Genomic DNA, 18,966 nt, shown 5'->3' on the forward strand with positions numbered 1-18,966 from the left:
TCATTCAAAAAAGTGAGAAATACGTCGAGATGACGTATTTCTCACTTTTTTCGCATAGTTAGTCAAGTATCTCTTTTGATTAGGCGATTGAGTTTCCTAAAAAGAATTAAAAAGACACAACAGCAAATGAACAATAGGCTTCCTGTTAGTGGTAAAAAGATACCTTGCATGTAGCTATCGATATGCATTAAACCAGGTACCTCGCTGAAAAAATCATGGATAAACTGTTGAATGAGCTTATTGGCTAGAAAAGCAGCTAAAGGCAAAATAAAAATCAAATAATAGATGGGTTGTAAGGCATAGCTAATTAAAATTTGTAATTTTGTCGTACCTAAAAGAGCTAAGATCAGTAAGTCGTTTTTTTGCTCTAAAAAAGTTAGGAAGAAAGTTCGGCAAATATAACTAATCAGGAAGAAAAAGAGTGTTCCAGCGCTGATTCCAGCCAAACCTCTGAAAATTGTCAAGGGAGGAATCACTGCATAATTATCAAGAAGAATCATTTGTGAAAGCCATCGAGAAAACAACAAAGTCAATAATAGAGCAGAAAAAGTCAGAAAACTAATAATAAAGATAAGAATCAACGTACTAAATTGGTTTTTTGAGCGCCACGCATTTTTGAGAGAGTCTGTGAATAAGTAAAGAATCGAATACATCATCGCGTCCTTTCTGAAAAATTTTTGGTCTAGAGGAAAAGTTATGTAAAAGAAAAGACGTTATCTCCTGCCAACTAGCCACTGAAAGAGATAACGCCTTCGCTGGAAACAAGAACTGGATTATTTCACCAATACTAATTTTTTTAAAGGTTCAACCCCAAATCGTTGTTCTTGCTGTAAAAGAATTTCGGCACAAGCTCGGCTATCTTCTAAAGCATCATGATGATTATTTAAAGTGATATTGAGGTTTTCACAAACGGTATTTAATTTATGATTAGGAAATTCAGGAAACAGTTTGCGACTCGTTTTGACTGTACATAAAGAAAGGTAATTAGGTTGTTCTAAGCCATAGTAATCTAAACAGCCAGCCAAAACACTACAATCGAAACTTGCATTGTGAGCGACCACTAACCGATTTGGTTGAAAACAATGCTGAATTTGTTGCCATACTTCAGGGAATTTGGGCGCATTGACAACATCTGATTCATGAATGCCGTGAATTTGCGTATTCCGCCAGAAAAAAGGTGTTTCTGGTTTGATTAACGTGTAAAATTCATCCACAATCCGACTATTTTCTACTTTAACAATTGCAATGGAACAGGCACTATGTTTATCATAACTAGCTGTTTCAAAGTCAAAAGCGTAAAAGTTCATTAAAAAAACTCCTTTCAACGCGTTGAGTAACACTTAAAAATCAAGTACAACTTCCACTGGACAATGATCACTACCAAGAATATCTGTATGGATTTTAGCACTGACTAAACGTTCATTCAAGGATTCTGACACAACGAAATAGTCAATCCGCCAACCTGCGTTATTTTTTCGTGCATTAAAGCGATAACTCCACCATGAGTAGATGCCCTCAGCTTCTGGATAAAAATAACGGAATGTATCAGTGAAACCACTGTCTAATAACTCAGTAAATTTTTGCCGTTCTTCAGGCGTGAACCCCGCATTTTTTTGATTGGTTTTCCAATTTTTTAAATCAATCTTTTGATGAGCTACGTTTAAATCACCGCAAAGAATGACGGGTTTTTCTTGATTTAATTCGTTTAAATAGGCACGAAAAGCATCTTCCCATGTCATTCGATAAGCTAAACGCTTTAGTTCAGCTTGTGAGTTTGGTGTGTAGCAAGTGACCATGAAAAATTCTGGATATTCTAAAGTGATCACGCGGCCTTCTTGATCGTGAGCCTCGATACCTAAGCCATAGCGAACACTTAACGCTTCTTCTTTAGCGAAAATTGCTGTGCCAGAATAGCCTTTTTTTTCGGCGTAATTCCAATACTGATGATAGCCAGGAAGTTCTAAATCAATTTGTCCAGCTTGTAATTTTGTTTCTTGTAAACAGAAAAAATCTGCATCCAATTCATTAAAAACATCCATAAAATTCTTTTTAACAACCGCTCGTAAGCCGTTGACATTCCAAGAAATACATTTCATTGTTGAAACTCCTTTCAAATAAGAAACGCTTTTGCTCGTTTCAGTGCAAACCAGAACCAAAGAAAAGGTCGCTTGGTGCTTTCTTCTATTCTAATACTTTTTAAAGAAGTTTTAAATACTTGAAAAGAAAAAGAGAAAATGACTGATTTTTGGAAAGAAGTAGTCTATGATAAAATAGTAAAAAGAGCAGAAATGAGGACAAACGAATGAAAATTGGAGTCATTGGTTTAGGAAATATTGCACAAAAAGCGTATTTGCCAACTTATAGTGAATGCCGCCACTTGGCAGAGTTTGTATTAGCAACTAGAAACCCAGAAACACGACAAAAAATCGCTGATCAGTATGGCTTTACAGAAACCGTTGGGACCATAGAAGAATTGATTGAAGCAAAGATTGATGCTTGTTTTGTCCATGTAGCCACAAAAGTGCATGGTGCAGTCGTTCGCCAATTATTACAGGCTGGTATTCACGTCTTTGTGGACAAACCTTTAAGTGAAGAGCTTGCTGAAGTCAAAGAATTACAAGCATTGGCAGCAGCCAAAAATCTGCGCCTGATGGTTGGCTTCAATCGTCGTTTTGCCCCTTATACGGAAGTATTGAAAAATATTCCTGAAAAACAAACAATTTTTATTAAAAAGAACCGCATCAATACAACGAGAGAAACAAGTTTTATGATGTATGATTTATTTTTACATGTCGTTGATACCGCCGTTTATTTAGCGGAAGGACCGCTCCACGTGGTGCAGTCAAAATTAGTGGAAGAAAACGGTCATTTAAAACGAGCAATTTTACAATTAGAAACCGAACAGACAACAATTGTTTGTTCTATGGATTTACACTCTGGGGCCAATACAGAAACTTTTGAAGTCACCAGCCCCACAGGTACTTATCGCTTGGAAAATTTAACGCATTTGACCATCCAAACAGAAGAAGAATACCAAGTAAAAGAGATGGGGGATTGGACGCCAACATTGGAAAAAAGAGGTTTTTACCAAATGGTTACTGCTTTCATTCAGGCCATTCAAAAACCGCAAGAGCAAGAGTTAAAGCAAGAAAAAGTCTATGAAAGTCATGCGTTATGTGAAGAAATGCTACGCCAACAACAACGGCATGTTCTTTAAAGAGGACTAGCAACTTTCTTTCTATCATGCTAGAATAAGACAGATATTTTGAAAAGAAAGGACTAACTTTCGTGAACACTAAAGCTATGTTAGAAACATTAAACGAAATTACTTTATTAGTAGATGAACCATTAAAAAACGTAACCTTTACCAAAACAGGCGGCTCAGCTGATGTGTTGGCCTTACCCAAAACAAAAAAAGAAGTTGAAGAGATTGTGGCGTATTGCCGAGAACAAGGACTTTCATGGTTAGTATTAGGCAATGCTAGCAACTTGATTGTTCGTGATGGCGGTATTCGCGATGTCGTGATTATGCTAACAGAAATGAAAGAAATCAAAGTAGCCGGTACCACCATGATTGTGGATGCTGGTGCCAAGCTGATTGATACAACCTACGAAGCCTTAGCAGCTGATTTAACTGGTTTTGAATTTGCTTGTGGCATTCCGGGAAGTGTCGGTGGTGCTGTTTATATGAATGCTGGAGCATACGGCGGGGAAATTAAAGATGTTTTCCAGTCTGCAGAAGTGCTGTTGGCAGATGGAACTATCCAAACAATGACGAAAGAAGACCTGAATTTCCGTTATCGTCATAGTGAAATTCAAGAATTACATTGTATTGTCTTGCAAGCAACGTTTGCTTTAGAAAAAGGAAACCATGCAGAAATTAAAGCCCAAATGGATGAATTAACGGAACTTCGTGAACTGAAGCAACCGCTAGAGTATCCCTCTTGTGGCAGTGTCTTTAAACGCCCTGTTGGTCATTTTACAGGGAAATTAATTCAAGACGCTGGCTTACAAGGCTTAAAATGGGGCGGTGCTCAAATTTCCGAAAAGCATGCGGGATTTATTGTTAACATCGATCATGCAACCGCCACGGATTATGTGGAATTAATTGCACATATCCAAGAAGTGATTAAAGAAAAATTTGATGTTGAATTGCAAACGGAAGTTCGAATTATTGGTGAAGAAGTCTAAAAAAATAAGCTAGGGAGGTAAGTCAAATTGGCTTACCTCCCTAGCTTTAAATCCTAAGCTAAAGGTCGTAAATTTTACTCGTCTTCTAAATTTTCCAATTCTACAACTTTAAAGTTTTTCCGCTCTAAATGTTCTACAATGGCTGTACACGTTTCGGCAGTTGTGCCGGCTGGTAAAGTAATAAGTGTGCGACGAACAAATTCTTCACTATCGACATCCAATGTAATACAGCTGGCGATGCTGCTATATTTGGCAATGATTTTTGAAATGGCTGCTAAGTCGCCTTGTTGGCCAACTGAAGCAATTGTTAAAACGTAGCTCCCTTGTTTTACATTCCAAGATTGCGCTAAAATATTTAATAAGGTGCTGTGTGTTAAAATGCCGTAAAAATAATTATTTTCATCTAAAACAGCAATGTAAGGTAGTTCTTTAATAGTAAAAAATACCTTGAAAAATGAAGTGTTGACATAAATAAATTTTGTGGCATTTTTTAACAAATAGGTAACAGGTAAACTCATATCGCCACCGTTTGCTTTATGGCGGTAAATATGCATTTTATAAATATTTCCTCGGAAAATTTTTCCAGATTCGTCTAAAATTGGGACACAACGGTAACCTGAGTCTTCTAAAATAGAAAGAGCTTCTTCTAGAGTACAAGATTCATTGACGGTTGTTAAATTATCTTTTTTAATAACTACAGATTTTAATAACATAAACAGGCCTCCTAAGGGTTCATTTTTAATAAATTTATCATATCATAACTTAGCAGAAAACAATAGCTGAGACCTCAGAATAAAAGCAATTTTGTTAAAATAAATAGAAAATAAAGAAAAATCAGATATTTTGTAAAAGAAATCAAGCACGTATTCGCGATAATGGTAAAAAATTACGTAAGAATCGGCACAGTGCTTCTTTAAAAAGTAAATTAAACTTTGACAACTTTTTCGAATAATGGTACTGTTAAGAAGTAAATTTGTGAATAGAGGAGGTCGAAGAACATGGCAACAAAGAAAGCAGCTCTTGCTTGTTCCGTTTGTGGCTCTCGCAACTATTCTAAATCCGTTAGTGAAGGTAAACGTGGCGAACGCTTAGAAATCAATAAATTCTGTAAATATTGTAATCAATACACGTTACATAAAGAAACGAAATAGATTTAGAGGAGGGTATCAACATGAAATTTTTCCGCAGCGTTGCTGATGAGATGAAGCAAGTAACTTGGCCAACAAAAAAACAATTGCGTAAAGATACATTAGTTGTAATTGAAACATCTATTTTATTTGCAGCATTGTTCTTTATCATGGATACTGTTATCCAAACGGCATTTGGCTGGATTTTAAAATAATTAATTCTAGTATTTCCCGACGAGGGGTGCTATAATAGTATTCGAGAAAAAGCTTCGGGAAACTGAGCTTTTTTTATTTGCTCGAAAAAAATAAACTAAAACATTTAAAGGAGCCGAATCAGTAATGGAAACTTTTGAAAGAAATTGGTACGTATTGCACACCTATTCAGGCTATGAAAATAAAGTAAAAGCAAACATTGAATCACGTGCACAAAGCATGGGGATGGGCGATTATATTTTTCGTGTCGTTGTACCAGAAGAAACAGAAAAAGAAGTCAAAAATGGTAAAGAAAAAGAAATCGTTCATAAAACTTTCCCTGGTTATGTGTTAGTGGAAATGATTATGACCGATGATTCTTGGTATATTGTTCGTAACACGCCAGGCGTAACTGGTTTTGTAGGCTCACATGGTGCTGGTAGTAAACCCGCTCCTTTATTACAAGAAGAAATTAACCACATTTTACGTTCAATTGGCATGAGCACCCGTCAATCAGACTTAGAAGTAGCGCTAGGCGATACAGTGAAAATTATCGAAGGTGCCTTTTCTGGTCTTGAAGGTGTTGTGACAGAAATCGATGAAGAAAAACAAAAATTAAAAGTAAACATCGATATGTTTGGTCGTGAAACAAGTACAGAATTAGACTTTGAACAAGTCGATAACATTGATTAATAAACAAGCTGACAAACTATTGTTCAGCTGATTGATACAGATTGTAGGGTCTGGAAAAGCAGTCAACTGACTTCTTTTCCAAGCCCTTTTTTATTTCATCGCAGAAAGGAATGAAAAAAATGAAACATGCCCAAAAATATCGTTATTTTTCTTTGCTAATGGGTCTTGTTCTATTATTAAGTGCTTGCCAAATTGGGGCAACTACGAAGGATGACAACCAAGCCGCCACAAAAGAAGCAACTGTTGAGTTAAACCGCACAACAACACCAACGCTTTTTTTTCATGGTTACGCAGGAACTAAAAATTCATTTGGCTCGTTACTGCATCGCTTGGAGAAACAAGGTGCCACAACTCAAGAATTAGTGCTACTCGTTAAACCTGATGGGACCGTGGTTAAAGAGCGAGGAGCTTTAAGTGGCAAAGCGACGAATCCCAGTGTTCAAGTTCTATTTGAAGATAATAAAAACAATGAATGGAATCAAACAGAATGGATAAAAAACACATTACTCTATTTACAAAAAAATTATCAAGTGAACAAAGCCAATATTGTCGGGCACTCTATGGGTGGTGTTAGTGGTTTACGTTATTTAGGAACCTATGGGCAAGACACATCGTTACCTAAAATTGAAAAATTCGTCAGCATTGGAGCACCTTTCAATGATTTTATTGATACGAGTCAACAGCAAACCATCGAAACGGAACTAGAAAACGGCCCCACAGAAAAAAGTAGCCGCTATTTGGATTATCAAGAGATGATTAATGTTGTTCCAGAAAAACTGCCCATTTTATTAATTGGTGGTCAATTAAGTGCAACAGATTTAAGTGATGGAACGGTGCCGTTATCTAGTGCCTTAGCAGTCAACGCCTTGCTAAGACAGCAAGGAACTCAAGTCACTAGCCAGATTATTAAAGGAGAAAATGCACAACATAGCCAATTACATGAAAATCCTGAAGTAGATCAATTGCTAATTGAATTTCTATGGCCGAGTAAAAAATAGCAAAAAGGCACATGTTCCATAAAAAATGGAACATGTGCCTTTTTCTATACTTTGGCTAGCGAAATAGCTTTTTTCAGCTATAATAAATAAAATTATTTATTTTTAGGAGATATTGGAATGGAGTCCTCATGATTTAAATAAGCACAAATCAAGGCTTCAAAGGTGATTAATGTTTGGCCAAAAAACATTTGTGGCTGAGCGACACTTGTTGAAAACGGGCTGTAAGAGTCAGGTGAAAAAACGAGATCTGCCAGTCGACCAAGAGTTGAATTTTTGGCGCCAACAAAAGAAATGATAGGATGTTTTTTCTCTTTCGCAAGCAGAGCTGTTTCTTTTAAGTATTTTTCTTCACCAGAATGTGAAAGGATGATAAAAAGAAAATTCTGATTATTTTGACTATTTATCGAATGAGTATGGGCTGTTGTGATGCTGGGGATGCCATGAAAATTGAAAACTTCACTAATGTAAGCCGCCAAATGTCGTGAAAAGTCATGACCTAAAATAACAAATAAATGACTCTTGTGTTTGGCAAGCAGTTGACAAAACTCGTTGGTTGTTTCAAATGAAGGCGCTGTTTCAAAAGGGATTGGCTGAGAAAAATGGGCTTCTTTTAATTTGTAAATAAGTTCATTATAACCTGATAAATTTAATTTTTTGGCTAAACGAATGATGGAACTAGGCGAAGAAAAGCAGTGTTTGGCAACTTCTCGAATACTCAAATCGGCCGCGTTCGTACTTTGTTGATCCAAATAATACAAAATCTGACTTTCTGTTTTCGTTAAATGGTACGTTTCTTTTAAGTAATCTAAGTTCATGAGCAAACCTCCTTTATCAGATTATAAATAATTTTGTGGGAAAAAGGTATCAAAAAATAAAAAAAATGAGGTGTTTTTATGAAAAGGGCAACAAAGCAAAGGCTGTCTTTGGCAGCAATCATGGTTTTACTTCTCTCGGGCTGTGGAAGTGTTGGGAAAGAAACCAAAAAGCAAGAACAACAGGTATTACGGGTCGGGATTGATTCGGAATTATCAACGGCAGACGTGTCGTTTGCAATGGATAATACAGCAGCAGATGTAATGAGCCAAGTAGGGGAGGGACTTTTCTCCTTTGACGAAAAAGGAGAAGCGAAACCAGCATTGGCAACTGAAAAAGTACAGCCCTCCAATGATGGTTTAAGCTATACTTTTACGATTCGAAAAGATGCAAAATGGAGTAACGGCGAGCCAATCACAGCCAATGATTTTGAATACTCTTGGAAGCGCACAGTGGACCCAAAAACAGCTTCCCCGCAAGCGTATTACTTTGAAGGGCTAAAAAATTATCGTGCTATTGTTGACGGTGGCAAATCTAAAGAAGAGTTAGGAGTAACAGCCATTGATGACCATACCTTGGAAGTAGAGCTAAGCTATCCTATGAGTTATTTTCAACAATTATTGGCGGTACCAGCTTTTTATCCTTTAAATGAAGCATTTGTCGAAAAAACGGGCAAAAACTATGGTACATCAGCTGAGTCAACACTTTACAATGGCGCCTTCACATTAGAAGGTTGGGATGGCACGAATAATACTTGGTCCTATGTGAAGAATAAAAATTATTGGGATCAAGCGAATGTTTCATTGGATAAGGTGGATGTCCAAGTAGTTAAAGAAGTCAATACTGGGAAAAATCTTTTCGAAGGGAAAGAATTAGATGTTGTAAAAATTTCTGGAGAAATTGTTGCACAAGAACAAGACAATGCAGCTTTGAAAATTCGTGAAATTCCTGGAACGTATTATATCCAATTAAATACGCAAAAAGATCTTTTGGCAAATAAGAATGCACGTCGAGCAATAGCATTATCATTAAATTCTGAACGTTTAGCTAAAAATGTTTTAAATGATGGCTCAAAAAAAGCACTTGGCTTCGTGCCAACAGGTTTCACTAATCAAGAAACGCAAAAAGATTTTGCAGAGGAATTAGGAGATTTAAATCCTAGTGAACCAGAAAAAGCGAAAGAGTTATGGCAAATGGCTAAAAAAGAATTAGGAATTGAAAAAGCGGAGCTAACCATTTTAAGTTCGGATACAGAAAATGCTAAAAAAATCAGTGAGTATGTTCAAGGAGCTTTAGCAGATAATTTAGAAAATTTAACAGTCAATGTTTCACCAGTTCCTTTTAATAATCGTTTAGAAAAAAGTCGCAGCGGAGATTTCGACATTGTGGTTGGTGGCTGGACGCCAGTATATGCTGATCCAATCGATTTCTTAAACTTACTGCAATCAAAAAATTCCAATAATTTTGGTAAATGGTCTAATAAGACCTTTGATCAGTTGCTTCAAGAAGCAAACGTAACTTATGCAAACAAATATGAAGAACGTTGGAAAACATTACAAAAAGCGGATCAATTGGTTGCGGAAGAAGCACCCCTAGTTCCTCTTTATCAATTAACAGAAGCACGCTTAGTGGACGATTCTGTCCAAAATTTAGTCTATGGTCCATTAGGTTCAGGCTATTACAAATCAGTCTCTATCAGCGACAAGTAAAGGTTGGGAAAAAATGAAAAAAAGTCAAGCTGTTCAATTAATTCAGGAACTTTCAAATGCTAATGGTGTTTCAGGCTTTGAAACAGAAGTCGTTAGAATCCTTCAACACGCAACTGCGGATTTTACTATTCAACGGCTAGATTCCATTAAAAATTTATATCTTGAGAAGAAAAATAATCTAAGTGAAGGTCCAGTAGTGCTTTTTGATGCTCATAGTGACGAAGTGGGTTTTATGATTCAAGCAATTAAAGAAAACGGCTTGTTGCGTTTTCTTCCGTTAGGTGGTTGGGTCCCAAATACGATTTCTGCACAAAAAGTTCGGATTCGTAACCGGGAAGGTACCTATCTGCCAGGCGTAGTTACTAGTCGACCCCCTCATTTTATGACACCAGAGGAACGTCAGCGGCCGTTAACCATTGCTGATTTGACGATCGACATTGGTGCTACCTCAAAAGAAGAAGTAATTGAAACGTACAAAATCGATCTTGGTGCACCGGTCATCCCAGATGTGGCGTGCTGTTACAACGAACAGACAGATCTTTTTTTAGGAAAAGCTTTTGATTGTCGCATTGGCTGTGCTTGCTTAGTGGATGTCATGGAGGAGTTGAAAGAAGAGACACTTCCATTCAAGTTAGTTGCGACAGTAACTGCACAAGAAGAAGTTGGCGAAAGAGGAGCACTTATTGCCGCAAAACAAGTCAATCCTGATTTAGCTATTGTTTTCGAAGGCTGCCCGGCTGATGATACGGCAGAAACGCCAGAGATGATTCAATCAGCAATGGGAAAAGGACCGATGTTACGCTATTTTGATGTTTCTATGATTACGAATCCAGAATTTCAAGAGTATGCACTAGAGATTGCTAAAATACACAAAATTCCTGTTCAAGTTTCTGTTCGAAGTGGTGGTGGAACCAATGGCATGGCGATTACACAAGTTCAAGGAGCCCCGACGATTGTTGTAGGAATTCCTGTCCGTTACGCTCACACACCCCATTGCTATGTGGACTTTCAAGATTACCAAGCGGCGAAAGAATTAGTCATTCAATTGATCAAAAATTTAGATGCTGACAAAATTCAAGCACTGGTTCAGCCATTGTCAAAGGAGTGAAACAAATGAAAATTTATGTGTCATGCGATATTGAAGGATTAGCAGGTATTGCGACATTTGATATGGAAAAAGAAGACACCGTTTTATTCCGAGAATTATATCACCAACATGTGGCTTGGTTGATTGAAGGGATTCAACAGAGTGCCAAAAATGAACAAATTACAGAAATTACTATTGCCGATTCGCATAGCCGTGGATTGAATTTAGCTTATGCGCGCTTGGCAGAAATGGATGAACGAATTTCCTTAGTGAGCGGCTTTCCTCGCATGGATTATATGATGAGTGGCTTGGATAGTAGCTATGATGTAGTCTTTTTCTTAGGTTATCATGCCGGTATTGGTAAACAAAAAGGGAATATGGATCATGGGTATAGCGCTAGTGTTGCTTATGATTTAAAAATAAACGACTTAGCGATGAATGAAACGACAATTAATGCAGCTTACGCTAGCGAATTAGGTGTCCCTGTTGGTTTAATTATCGGTGAATCAGGCTTAGAGGAACAACTTTTTCAAGAAAAAATGATGCCCGAAGTTCCCTTTGTTTCCACCAAAGAATCTCTGGGACGTTATGCAATCAAAAATAGACCCATGCAACAAGTTCGGGAAGCTATCGTAGCGACTACAAGTCAGGTGTTAACTTCCTTTGCGTTGTCTGAATTACCCCGATATGCCTTGCAAACACCAGCAACTGTAAAATTGCAATGTGTGACGACAGCACAAGCAGATCGTATTGAAATGTTACCAATGATTAAACGCGTTGATGGTAGAACTGTTTCATTTGTGGGTGAAACGATGAAAGATGTCATGAATGGAATTGTCGCTGTGGTTGGTTTAGGCGGAACAAGTTATTAAAGAAGAAGCTTACGGAAAAAACGAATGGACGTTTTTTTCTGTAAGCTTCTTGCTATAGTTATTTCTATTTTTGTTTCTCTAGAATTTCTTTGCTTAAACGTTGTGCAGTTGGTGTCACCGCAAGACCGCCTTCAGCTGTTTCCTTGAAAATTTGTGGCATTTGGCGACCCACTTGGTACATTGCGTGGATGACTTCGTCTGGTGGAATGACACTTCGAATCCCCGCTAAAGCCATATCAGCTGAGATGAAGGCTTGAGAAGAACCTAATGCATTTCGCTTCACGCAAGGAACTTCAACAAGTCCCGCAACAGGATCACAAATGAGGCCCATCATATTTTTTATCGTAATGGCTACAGCTTGAGCAGATTGATCAGGCGTACCGCCAGAAGCCGCAACTAAAGCGGCACTTGCCATTGCACTAGCAGAACCGACTTCAGCTTGACAACCACCTTCGGCACCACTGATTGAGGCATTATTGGCAATCACTAAGCCAAAAGCCCCAGCGGTAAATAGAAAATCCAATTGTTGCTGATGCGTTAACTTTAAGCGGTCAATAACTGCCAACAAGACGCCAGAAACTACTCCGGCACTGCCTGCGGTTGGTGTAGCACAAATCAAGCCCATTTTTGCATTAACTTCATTAACAGCAATCGCATTTCGCACGGCTTGTAAAATGGTCTCACCGCTTAAAAAGTTGCCTGAATGTATGTAATCATTTAAGCGGGTTGCATCGCCACCAGTTAGCCCTGTTACTGAGGTAACACCAGCGATTCCTTCAGCGACGGATTGTTTCATAACGGCTAGATTTTTTTCCATTGTTTCAATAATTCGTTCACGAGAATACCCGCCATGAGCCATTTCTGTTGCAATCATTAATTCGCTCACAGAAGGGTAATCTTTCGCTTGAGCTACCAAATCTTTAATTGAATAAAACATCGTATTACTCCTTTACGTTCATTTAGTCAAAATAGTTAACGCTATATATATGAGGGATTTCAGCTAATTGCATGACAATGTCACCGACTTCGGCTTGATCAACTTCAATAATCATAATCGCTTTTTCCCCTTTAGATTCTCGGGTAACGGTCATTGTACTAATATTGATATCGCTAGCTGAAAGGATGTTGGTCACCTTAGCAATCATGCCAGGAACATCTTGATGAACAACGATAAATGTTGGCGTGCCCATACTTAAAGACAATTTGAAGCCATTTAATTCAGAAATTTGAATGTTTCCACCACCAATTGAAATTCCTGTCACAGATAGTTTTCGGTCGCCAGAAGAAACCACAATTTTAACGGAATTAGGGTGGTCTGCTTTTTCACTTTTAGGAATAAAACAAACTTCCATTCCTTGTTCATAAGCAATTTCCAAAGAATTGGCTAGTTGCTCATCATCTGGTTCCATACCTAAAAGGCCGCCAACTAAGGCGATATCTGTTCCGTGACCACGATAAGTTTTAGCAAAAGACTCATATAAATAAATGTCAACGCTATCAGGTTGCTGTCCAAAAATACTGCGAACCACTTTTCCAATTCTTGCCGCTCCAGCTGTATGAGAACTGCTTGGACCAATCATAACGGGTCCGATAATATCAAAAACACTATTAAAGCGTAACTCTTCCATTTCAGCACCTTCTTCATTAGAATATGTTTTCATTGGAAGTCTAACACAAAAAATGGCGGGGAACTAGGCAATCGCTTGTGTTTTAGCGAATAATTTAAATTTTTATCAGAATGAAAGCAAGGGGCCTTCGTTGACAAATCAGTGAAGAGATGCTAAATTCTAGATAATAAAAGACGAAAAGAGGGATTCGTACGTTGAAAATTTAAGTTAATTTTTTAGAGAAACTGTATAACTTTGCCTGATTATAACGGGTGGAGTGTGCGGATTTTCGGAAATTAGCTTAAAGAATTCAGCCACGGGTCTTTTTGTATACCTTGGATTGATGCCGCTGATTTCCGTAAAGCTGCATCAATTTTGCTTTATGGAGGTATATTTATGTCGAAAATTGAACTAAAACAACTATCTTTTGCCTATGATAATCAAGAAGTATTGCTTTTTGATCAGGCAAATATCACGATGGATACCAATTGGAAATTAGGATTGATTGGCCGCAATGGCCGTGGGAAAACAACCTTATTAAGATTGTTACAAAAGCAGTTGGATTACCAAGGAGAGATTCTTCATCAAGTCGATTTCGTCTATTTTCCACAAACAGTTGCAGAAGAACAACAGCTCACTTATTATGTCTTACAAGAGGTGACTTCTTTTGAACAGTGGGAATTAGAACGAGAATTAACGCTTTTAAACGTTGATCCTGAAGTTTTATGGCGGCCCTTTTCTTCTTTATCAGGCGGCGAAAAGACGAAAGTTTTATTAGGTCTTCTTTTTATTGAAGAAAATGCCTTTCCTTTAATTGACGAGCCAACAAATCATTTAGATCTAGCTGGCAGACAACAAGTGGCTGAATATTTGAAGAAAAAGAAACACGGGTTTATTTTAGTCAGCCACGATCGGGCATTTGTTGATGAAGTGGTTGATCATATTTTGGCGATTGAAAAAAGTCAATTGACGCTGTATCAAGGGAATTTTTCTATTTATGAAGAGCAAAAAAAATTAAGAGATGCTTTTGAACTAGCAGAAAATGAAAAAATCAAAAAAGAAGTCAATCGCTTGAAAGAAACCGCTCGTAAAAAAGCGGAATGGTCGATGAACCGTGAAGGTGATAAGTACGGCAACGCTAAGGAAAAAGGGAGCGGGGCGATTTTTGATACAGGAGCCATTGGTGCCCGGGCAGCGCGCGTAATGAAGCGCTCGAAACACATTCAACAACGCGCCGAAACACAATTAGCAGAAAAAGAAAAACTATTAAAAGATCTTGAGTATATTGATCCTTTGTCAATGGATTATCAGCCAACGCATCACAAAACATTATTGACGGTGGAAGAGCTTCGTCTAGGCTACGAGAAAAATTGGCTATTTGCGCCACTTTCTTTTTCAATAAACGCGGGAGAAATTGTTGGAATAACAGGGAAAAATGGCTCAGGAAAATCGAGCTTAATTCAGTATTTATTGGATAATTTTTCTGGGGATTCAGAAGGCGAAGCCACTTTGGCTCACCAATTAACCATTTCTTATGTGCGCCAAGATTATGAAGACAATCAAGGAACTTTATCCGAATTTGCAGAGAAAAATCAGTTAGATTACACCCAATTTTTAAATAACTTACGAAAACTTGGGATGGAGCGTGCCGTTTTCACTAATCGAATTGAACAAATGAGTATGGGGCAACGGAAAAAAGTCGAAGTAGCCAAATCATTGTCTCAATCAGCAGAGCTTTATATTTGGGATGAACCCCTTAATTACTTGGATGTGTTTAATCATCAACAATTAGAAGCGCTAATCTTATCTGTGAAGCCTGCAATGCTAGTGATTGAGCATGATGCGCATTTCATGAAGAAAATAACGGATAAAAAAATTGTCTTGAAATCATAAAAACATCTTGAAAAAGTAAAGGGAATCCTGTATAGTAATAGGGTATGTTTTAAATGTACGTTGAGTGGGAGGGGAAATCTCAACCCCATTAACCACGCACGAGAACTTAAGGAGGTATTTTCGTGGCTAAAAAAGTAGAAAAAATCGTTAAATTACAAATTCCTGCGGGGAAAGCAACACCAGCTCCACCAGTAGGTCCAGCGTTAGGTCAAGCAGGTATCAACATCATGGGATTCACTAAAGAATTCAATGCTCGTACAGCTGACCAAGCAGGCTTAATTATTCCAGTAGTAATCTCTGTATATGAAGATCGTTCATTTACATTCATTACTAAAACACCACCTGCTGCAGTCTTATTGAAAAAAGCTGCAAAAATCGAAAAAGGTTCAGGTGAACCAAACAAAACTAAAGTTGCAACAGTTTCAAGCGATCAAGTGAAAGAAATCGCTGAACTTAAAATGGCAGACCTAAACGCCGCTGACGTTGAAGCAGCAATGCGCATGGTTGCAGGAACTGCACGAAGCATGGGTATCATCGTAGAATAATTTTTATTCCACACTTACTCAAAGAAGTAGCTTCTCAGTTCGTTTCATATTTAAAGATATGAAAGACGTGGGAGGTACAACCGTTATAACCACAATCAAGGAGGAAACAAAATGGCTAAAAAGAGCAAAAAAATGCAAGAAGCATTGAAAAAAGTTGATGCTACAAAAGCTTACTCAGTTGAAGAAGCAGTAGCTTTAGCAAAAGATACAAACATCGCGAAATTTGACGCAACAGTTGAAGTTGCTTACAAATTGAACGTTGACCCTAAAAAAGCAGACCAACAAATCCGTGGAGCAGTTGTGCTTCCAAACGGAACTGGTAAAACACAAACTGTTTTAGTATTCGCTAAAGGCGAAAAAGCTAAAGAAGCTGAAGCTGCTGGTGCAGATTTCGTAGGCGACGACGACATGGTTGCAAAAATCCAAGGTGGATGGTTCGACTTTGACGTAGTTGTTGCGACTCCTGACATGATGGCTACAGTTGGTAAATTAGGCCGTGTCTTAGGACCAAAAGGTTTAATGCCAAACCCTAAAACTGGTACTGTAACAATGGACGTTACAAAAGCTGTTGAAGAAGTTAAAGCTGGTAAAGTAACTTACCGCGTTGACAAAGCTGGTAACATCCACGTACCAATCGGTAAAGTTTCATTTGATAACGAAAAATTGGTTGAAAACTTCAACACAATTAACGACGTATTATTGAAAGCTAAACCATCAACTGCTAAAGGTCAATACATCAAAAACATTTCAGTAACAACAACATTTGGACCTGGAATCCACGTTGACCAAGCTTCTTTCTAATTTGAAAGAAAATAATTAAAAAATTCTTGACTCACTCACTTACCCTATGGTAAAGTGAGTGAGGTTAATAATTAACTGTACCGAAGACAGTAGGTGACGCAAGTCTTAATTTCCTACCGAGGACAATTGTTGAGTTATATACAATTCGGTCCCTCTATGTCTACGGTGGCATGGAGTTTTGTTGTTTTACACGACTTTTTGAAAAAAAGCCGATGTAAAACAATACTTGGCGAACGAAGTGAGCGAAGTTTCATTTGATTCTTCTACTTTACATATCGTAAACCAAGTCCAACTCCACCATCAAAATCAGGAGGTGAAATAAATGAGTGAAGCAGCAATCGCTAAAAAAGAAACCCTAGTTCAAGCAGCCGCTGAGAAATTTGAATCAGCAGCATCAGTTGTAATCGTGGACTACCGTGGTTTAACAGTTGAAGAAGTCACTAACTTACGTAAACAATTACGTGATGCAGGCGTAGAAATGAAAGTCATCAAAAACTCAATCCTTTCTCGTGCAGCTAAAAAAGTTGGTTTAGACGGCTTAGACGAAGTCTTTACAGGCCCAACTGCTGTCGCATTCAGCAACGACGATGTAGTAGCACCAGCTAAAATCATCGACGAATTTGCTAAAGATGCAAAAGCATTAGAAATCAAAGGTGGCGTCATCGAAGGAAAAGTTTCTTCAGTGGAACAAATTACTGCGTTGGCAAAACTACCAAACCGCGAAGGTTTACTATCTATGCTATTATCTGTATTACAAGCGCCAGTCCGCAACGTGGCTTACGCTGTCAAAGCAGTGGCAGAGAAAAACGAAGAAGTTGCTTAATTGCAGTCTAATTCAAACAAATAAAAAACAAACAATTTTAATTTAAATGGAGGAAATTCAAAATGGCATTAAACATTGAAAACATCGTTGCTGAGTTAGAAACAGCAACTATCTTAGAACTAAGCGAATTAGTTAAAGCTATCGAAGAAAAATTTGACGTATCAGCAGCAGCTCCTGTAGCAGTAGCTGGACCAGCAGCAGGTGGAGCAGCAGAAGAACAAACTGAATTCACTGTTGAATTAACAGCAGCTGGCGATCAAAAAGTTAAAGTTATCAAAGCAGTTCGTGAAGCAACTGGCTTAGGCTTGAAAGAAGCTAAAGCTGTAGTTGATGGCGCTCCTGCACCAGTTAAAGAAGCTGTTTCTAAAGAAGAAGCAGAAGCTTTAAAAGCTGCTTTAGAAGAAGTTGGCGCTTCAGTAACAGTAAAATAATTCATTCAACTTTTGAATGTTCGAGAACCCTTGTGTTACAAGGGTTCTTTTTTTATAGCAAACGGTAGTTGTCTTTTGCTAAAACAACTACCGCTAGTAAAATATCTATAAAATTTAATTGTCTACTTTGACAAATTAACAACAATACAATCATCTACCACTTTCTCTCCAATATTGTTTATTTGCTAAAACTTGTAAATTATTTATTGGTTTTGATTAATCTATATATCACACTCCCACCTATAATAAAACCCTAATTAATTATTAAATAAATTGTTTTTTTCTTTAACTACAGATAAGCAACAATTTATTTTAAGTCAAAAACTGTTGACGATATTGTCGAGGTGTCATCTCTTTTTTCTGGAAGAAAAATTTTGAAAAATAAGAAGGTGAAGAAAAACCTGCTTCAAAACTGATTTCCGTGATGGTTAAGGAACTTTTTCTTAACAGAGAACAGGCTTTTTGCAATTTTAAGTTTTGTACATAAATACTAGGATTTGTTTGTTCATAACGCTGAAACAGCTTAAATAAATAGCTACGATCAATGTTATACTCAGAAGCTAATTGACTAATTGAAAGATTGTTTGAAAAATTTTCGTGAATAGCCATTTTAATTTGGTTAAATAATTGTTGGCTTTGATTTTCGTGCTGTGTAACGGAATGATGCTCTAGATAATTCAACAATTGAAAGCTTTCACTTAAACTGCCAAAATGATTATGTTTCTTCGCTTCTTGGTAAATATTTTTAAATAAACTTTCTAATTTCTTATCAACAGTTCCTTTTAAAATACAATTTTCGGTAGTCAGGCCTATTTTTTCTAAATACTGAGACGAAAGATCTCCAACAAAACCAACCCAATGATAGGTCCAAGGATTTTGCCGATTAGGATAATAAATATTGCGACAATTGGCTGGAATCATAAACAAATCGCCAGCGGTAATGTGTTGTTTTTCCATAAAGGGTGTTGAAAGATAGCCTTCACCATCGCTACAATAATGCAAAACCCAATAATTAATGGGGGCAAACTCAGTTGGTTTTGTCGGACGGCATTTTTCATAGCCAGCTTCATAAAGATGAAATTCTTGGCTAATAGGTTGATCATTAATCAGGATGCTGACATTATTTGTAAAAACATTTTGCATGCTATCACCTCTTTATAAGAGTATGTAAAGGCTTTCTAAAA

General features: G+C 37.5%; 22 protein-coding genes and 1 other annotated feature. Of the genes, 14 read left to right on the forward strand and 8 right to left on the reverse strand.

From position 1 onward, the window contains the following. Positions 1 to 62 precede the first annotated feature (62 nt). The 3 genes from IGL80_RS03350 to IGL80_RS03360 form a co-directional block, all read right to left on the reverse strand. Positions 63 to 653: a hypothetical protein gene (locus IGL80_RS03350; protein ID WP_010708031.1), complete on the reverse strand. Its 591-nt coding sequence runs from the start codon at positions 651 to 653 to the stop codon at positions 63 to 65. Between the two features lie 120 nt (positions 654 to 773). Then, the gene (locus tag IGL80_RS03355; protein ID WP_002356400.1) at positions 774 to 1,307 is read right to left on the reverse strand and encodes a 3'-5' exonuclease; all 534 of its coding nucleotides are present in this window, start codon (positions 1,305 to 1,307) and stop codon (positions 774 to 776) included. Between the two features lie 33 nt (positions 1,308 to 1,340). Next, positions 1,341 to 2,096, reverse strand: coding sequence for an exodeoxyribonuclease III (locus tag IGL80_RS03360; RefSeq protein WP_002367205.1), 756 nt, complete (start codon positions 2,094 to 2,096; stop codon positions 1,341 to 1,343). A gap of 206 nt (positions 2,097 to 2,302) precedes the next feature. Between IGL80_RS03360 and IGL80_RS03365 the strand changes: the two genes are divergently transcribed. Then, positions 2,303 to 3,217, forward strand: coding sequence for a Gfo/Idh/MocA family protein (locus tag IGL80_RS03365; protein ID WP_002359452.1), 915 nt, complete (start codon positions 2,303 to 2,305; stop codon positions 3,215 to 3,217). A gap of 86 nt (positions 3,218 to 3,303) precedes the next feature. Next, entirely contained in the window at positions 3,304 to 4,191 is an 888-nt protein-coding gene (gene murB, locus IGL80_RS03370) for a UDP-N-acetylmuramate dehydrogenase (protein ID WP_430598546.1), read from the forward strand. 74 nt (positions 4,192 to 4,265) lie between these two features. Here murB and cbpA read toward each other — a convergent pair whose 3' ends face one another. Next, positions 4,266 to 4,904, reverse strand: a complete 639-nt coding sequence (gene cbpA, locus IGL80_RS03375; protein WP_002365057.1) for a cyclic di-AMP binding protein CbpA — start codon at positions 4,902 to 4,904, stop codon at positions 4,266 to 4,268. A 285-nt stretch (positions 4,905 to 5,189) separates the two neighbouring features. Between cbpA and rpmG the strand changes: the two genes are divergently transcribed. From rpmG to IGL80_RS03395, 4 genes are all read left to right on the forward strand, one after another. Next, positions 5,190 to 5,342, forward strand: a complete 153-nt coding sequence (rpmG, locus tag IGL80_RS03380) for a 50S ribosomal protein L33 (RefSeq protein ID WP_002356408.1) — start codon at positions 5,190 to 5,192, stop codon at positions 5,340 to 5,342. A 20-nt stretch (positions 5,343 to 5,362) separates the two neighbouring features. Then, the gene (gene secE, locus IGL80_RS03385; RefSeq protein WP_002356409.1) at positions 5,363 to 5,533 is read left to right on the forward strand and encodes a preprotein translocase subunit SecE; all 171 of its coding nucleotides are present in this window, start codon (positions 5,363 to 5,365) and stop codon (positions 5,531 to 5,533) included. Between the two features lie 124 nt (positions 5,534 to 5,657). After that, positions 5,658 to 6,203 (forward strand): transcription termination/antitermination protein NusG, encoded by a 546-nt coding sequence (nusG, locus tag IGL80_RS03390; RefSeq protein ID WP_002384070.1) that lies wholly within the window; start codon positions 5,658 to 5,660, stop codon positions 6,201 to 6,203. 110 nt (positions 6,204 to 6,313) lie between these two features. Continuing rightward, positions 6,314 to 7,201, forward strand: a complete 888-nt coding sequence (locus tag IGL80_RS03395) for an alpha/beta hydrolase (protein ID WP_173965723.1) — start codon at positions 6,314 to 6,316, stop codon at positions 7,199 to 7,201. Between the two features lie 92 nt (positions 7,202 to 7,293). Here the strand turns inward: IGL80_RS03395 and IGL80_RS03400 are convergent, their stop codons facing one another. Continuing rightward, positions 7,294 to 8,016, reverse strand: coding sequence for a MurR/RpiR family transcriptional regulator (locus IGL80_RS03400; protein WP_002359455.1), 723 nt, complete (start codon positions 8,014 to 8,016; stop codon positions 7,294 to 7,296). A 78-nt stretch (positions 8,017 to 8,094) separates the two neighbouring features. On the opposite strand from IGL80_RS03400, the gene IGL80_RS03405 reads away from it, so the two are divergent. From IGL80_RS03405 to IGL80_RS03415, 3 genes are read left to right on the forward strand one after another with little or no spacing between them, the layout of a single operon-like run. Beyond that, the gene (locus IGL80_RS03405) at positions 8,095 to 9,723 is read left to right on the forward strand and encodes a peptide ABC transporter substrate-binding protein (RefSeq protein ID WP_002359457.1); all 1,629 of its coding nucleotides are present in this window, start codon (positions 8,095 to 8,097) and stop codon (positions 9,721 to 9,723) included. Positions 9,724 to 9,736: 13 nt separating this feature from the next. Continuing rightward, on the forward strand, positions 9,737 to 10,831 hold the full coding sequence (locus tag IGL80_RS03410) for a M42 family metallopeptidase (RefSeq protein WP_085366635.1): 1,095 nt from the start codon (positions 9,737 to 9,739) through the stop codon (positions 10,829 to 10,831). A gap of 5 nt (positions 10,832 to 10,836) precedes the next feature. Then, the gene (locus IGL80_RS03415; RefSeq protein WP_002359459.1) at positions 10,837 to 11,682 is read left to right on the forward strand and encodes a M55 family metallopeptidase; all 846 of its coding nucleotides are present in this window, start codon (positions 10,837 to 10,839) and stop codon (positions 11,680 to 11,682) included. Between the two features lie 64 nt (positions 11,683 to 11,746). Here IGL80_RS03415 and sdaAA read toward each other — a convergent pair whose 3' ends face one another. Both sdaAA and sdaAB read right to left on the reverse strand, forming a co-directional pair. Then, the gene (gene sdaAA / locus IGL80_RS03420; protein WP_002356421.1) at positions 11,747 to 12,619 is read right to left on the reverse strand and encodes an L-serine ammonia-lyase, iron-sulfur-dependent, subunit alpha; all 873 of its coding nucleotides are present in this window, start codon (positions 12,617 to 12,619) and stop codon (positions 11,747 to 11,749) included. Positions 12,620 to 12,641: 22 nt separating this feature from the next. Next, the gene (sdaAB, locus tag IGL80_RS03425; RefSeq protein ID WP_002414070.1) at positions 12,642 to 13,310 is read right to left on the reverse strand and encodes an L-serine ammonia-lyase, iron-sulfur-dependent subunit beta; all 669 of its coding nucleotides are present in this window, start codon (positions 13,308 to 13,310) and stop codon (positions 12,642 to 12,644) included. 375 nt (positions 13,311 to 13,685) lie between these two features. On the opposite strand from sdaAB, the gene lsa(A) reads away from it, so the two are divergent. The 5 genes from lsa(A) to rplL all read left to right on the forward strand — a co-directional run bounded on the left by lsa(A) (position 13,686) and on the right by rplL (position 17,782). Then, entirely contained in the window at positions 13,686 to 15,182 is a 1,497-nt protein-coding gene (gene lsa(A), locus IGL80_RS03430; protein ID WP_002398829.1) for an ABC-F type ribosomal protection protein Lsa(A), read from the forward strand. Positions 15,183 to 15,304: 122 nt separating this feature from the next. Further along, complete coding sequence (gene rplK, locus IGL80_RS03435; RefSeq protein WP_002356424.1) at positions 15,305 to 15,727, forward strand: 50S ribosomal protein L11; 423 nt, start codon at positions 15,305 to 15,307, stop codon at positions 15,725 to 15,727. 111 nt (positions 15,728 to 15,838) lie between these two features. After that, a complete protein-coding gene (rplA, locus tag IGL80_RS03440) occupies positions 15,839 to 16,528 on the forward strand; it encodes a 50S ribosomal protein L1 (protein ID WP_002356425.1) in 690 nt (229 codons plus the stop codon). A gap of 62 nt (positions 16,529 to 16,590) precedes the next feature. After that, positions 16,591 to 16,720 (forward strand) — a sequence feature (ribosomal protein L10 leader region). 130 nt (positions 16,721 to 16,850) lie between these two features. After that, positions 16,851 to 17,351: a 50S ribosomal protein L10 gene (gene rplJ, locus IGL80_RS03445; protein ID WP_002356426.1), complete on the forward strand. Its 501-nt coding sequence runs from the start codon at positions 16,851 to 16,853 to the stop codon at positions 17,349 to 17,351. 62 nt (positions 17,352 to 17,413) lie between these two features. Continuing rightward, positions 17,414 to 17,782 (forward strand): 50S ribosomal protein L7/L12, encoded by a 369-nt coding sequence (gene rplL / locus IGL80_RS03450; RefSeq protein WP_002356427.1) that lies wholly within the window; start codon positions 17,414 to 17,416, stop codon positions 17,780 to 17,782. Positions 17,783 to 18,094: 312 nt separating this feature from the next. Here the strand turns inward: rplL and IGL80_RS03455 are convergent, their stop codons facing one another. Continuing rightward, positions 18,095 to 18,925: an AraC family transcriptional regulator gene (locus IGL80_RS03455; RefSeq protein WP_002359463.1), complete on the reverse strand. Its 831-nt coding sequence runs from the start codon at positions 18,923 to 18,925 to the stop codon at positions 18,095 to 18,097. Between the last annotated feature and the right edge of the window lie 41 nt (positions 18,926 to 18,966).

The sequence above is a fragment of the Enterococcus sp. DIV2467a genome (genome assembly GCF_050532945.1).
GTDB lineage: Bacteria > Bacillota > Bacilli > Lactobacillales > Enterococcaceae > Enterococcus > Enterococcus faecalis.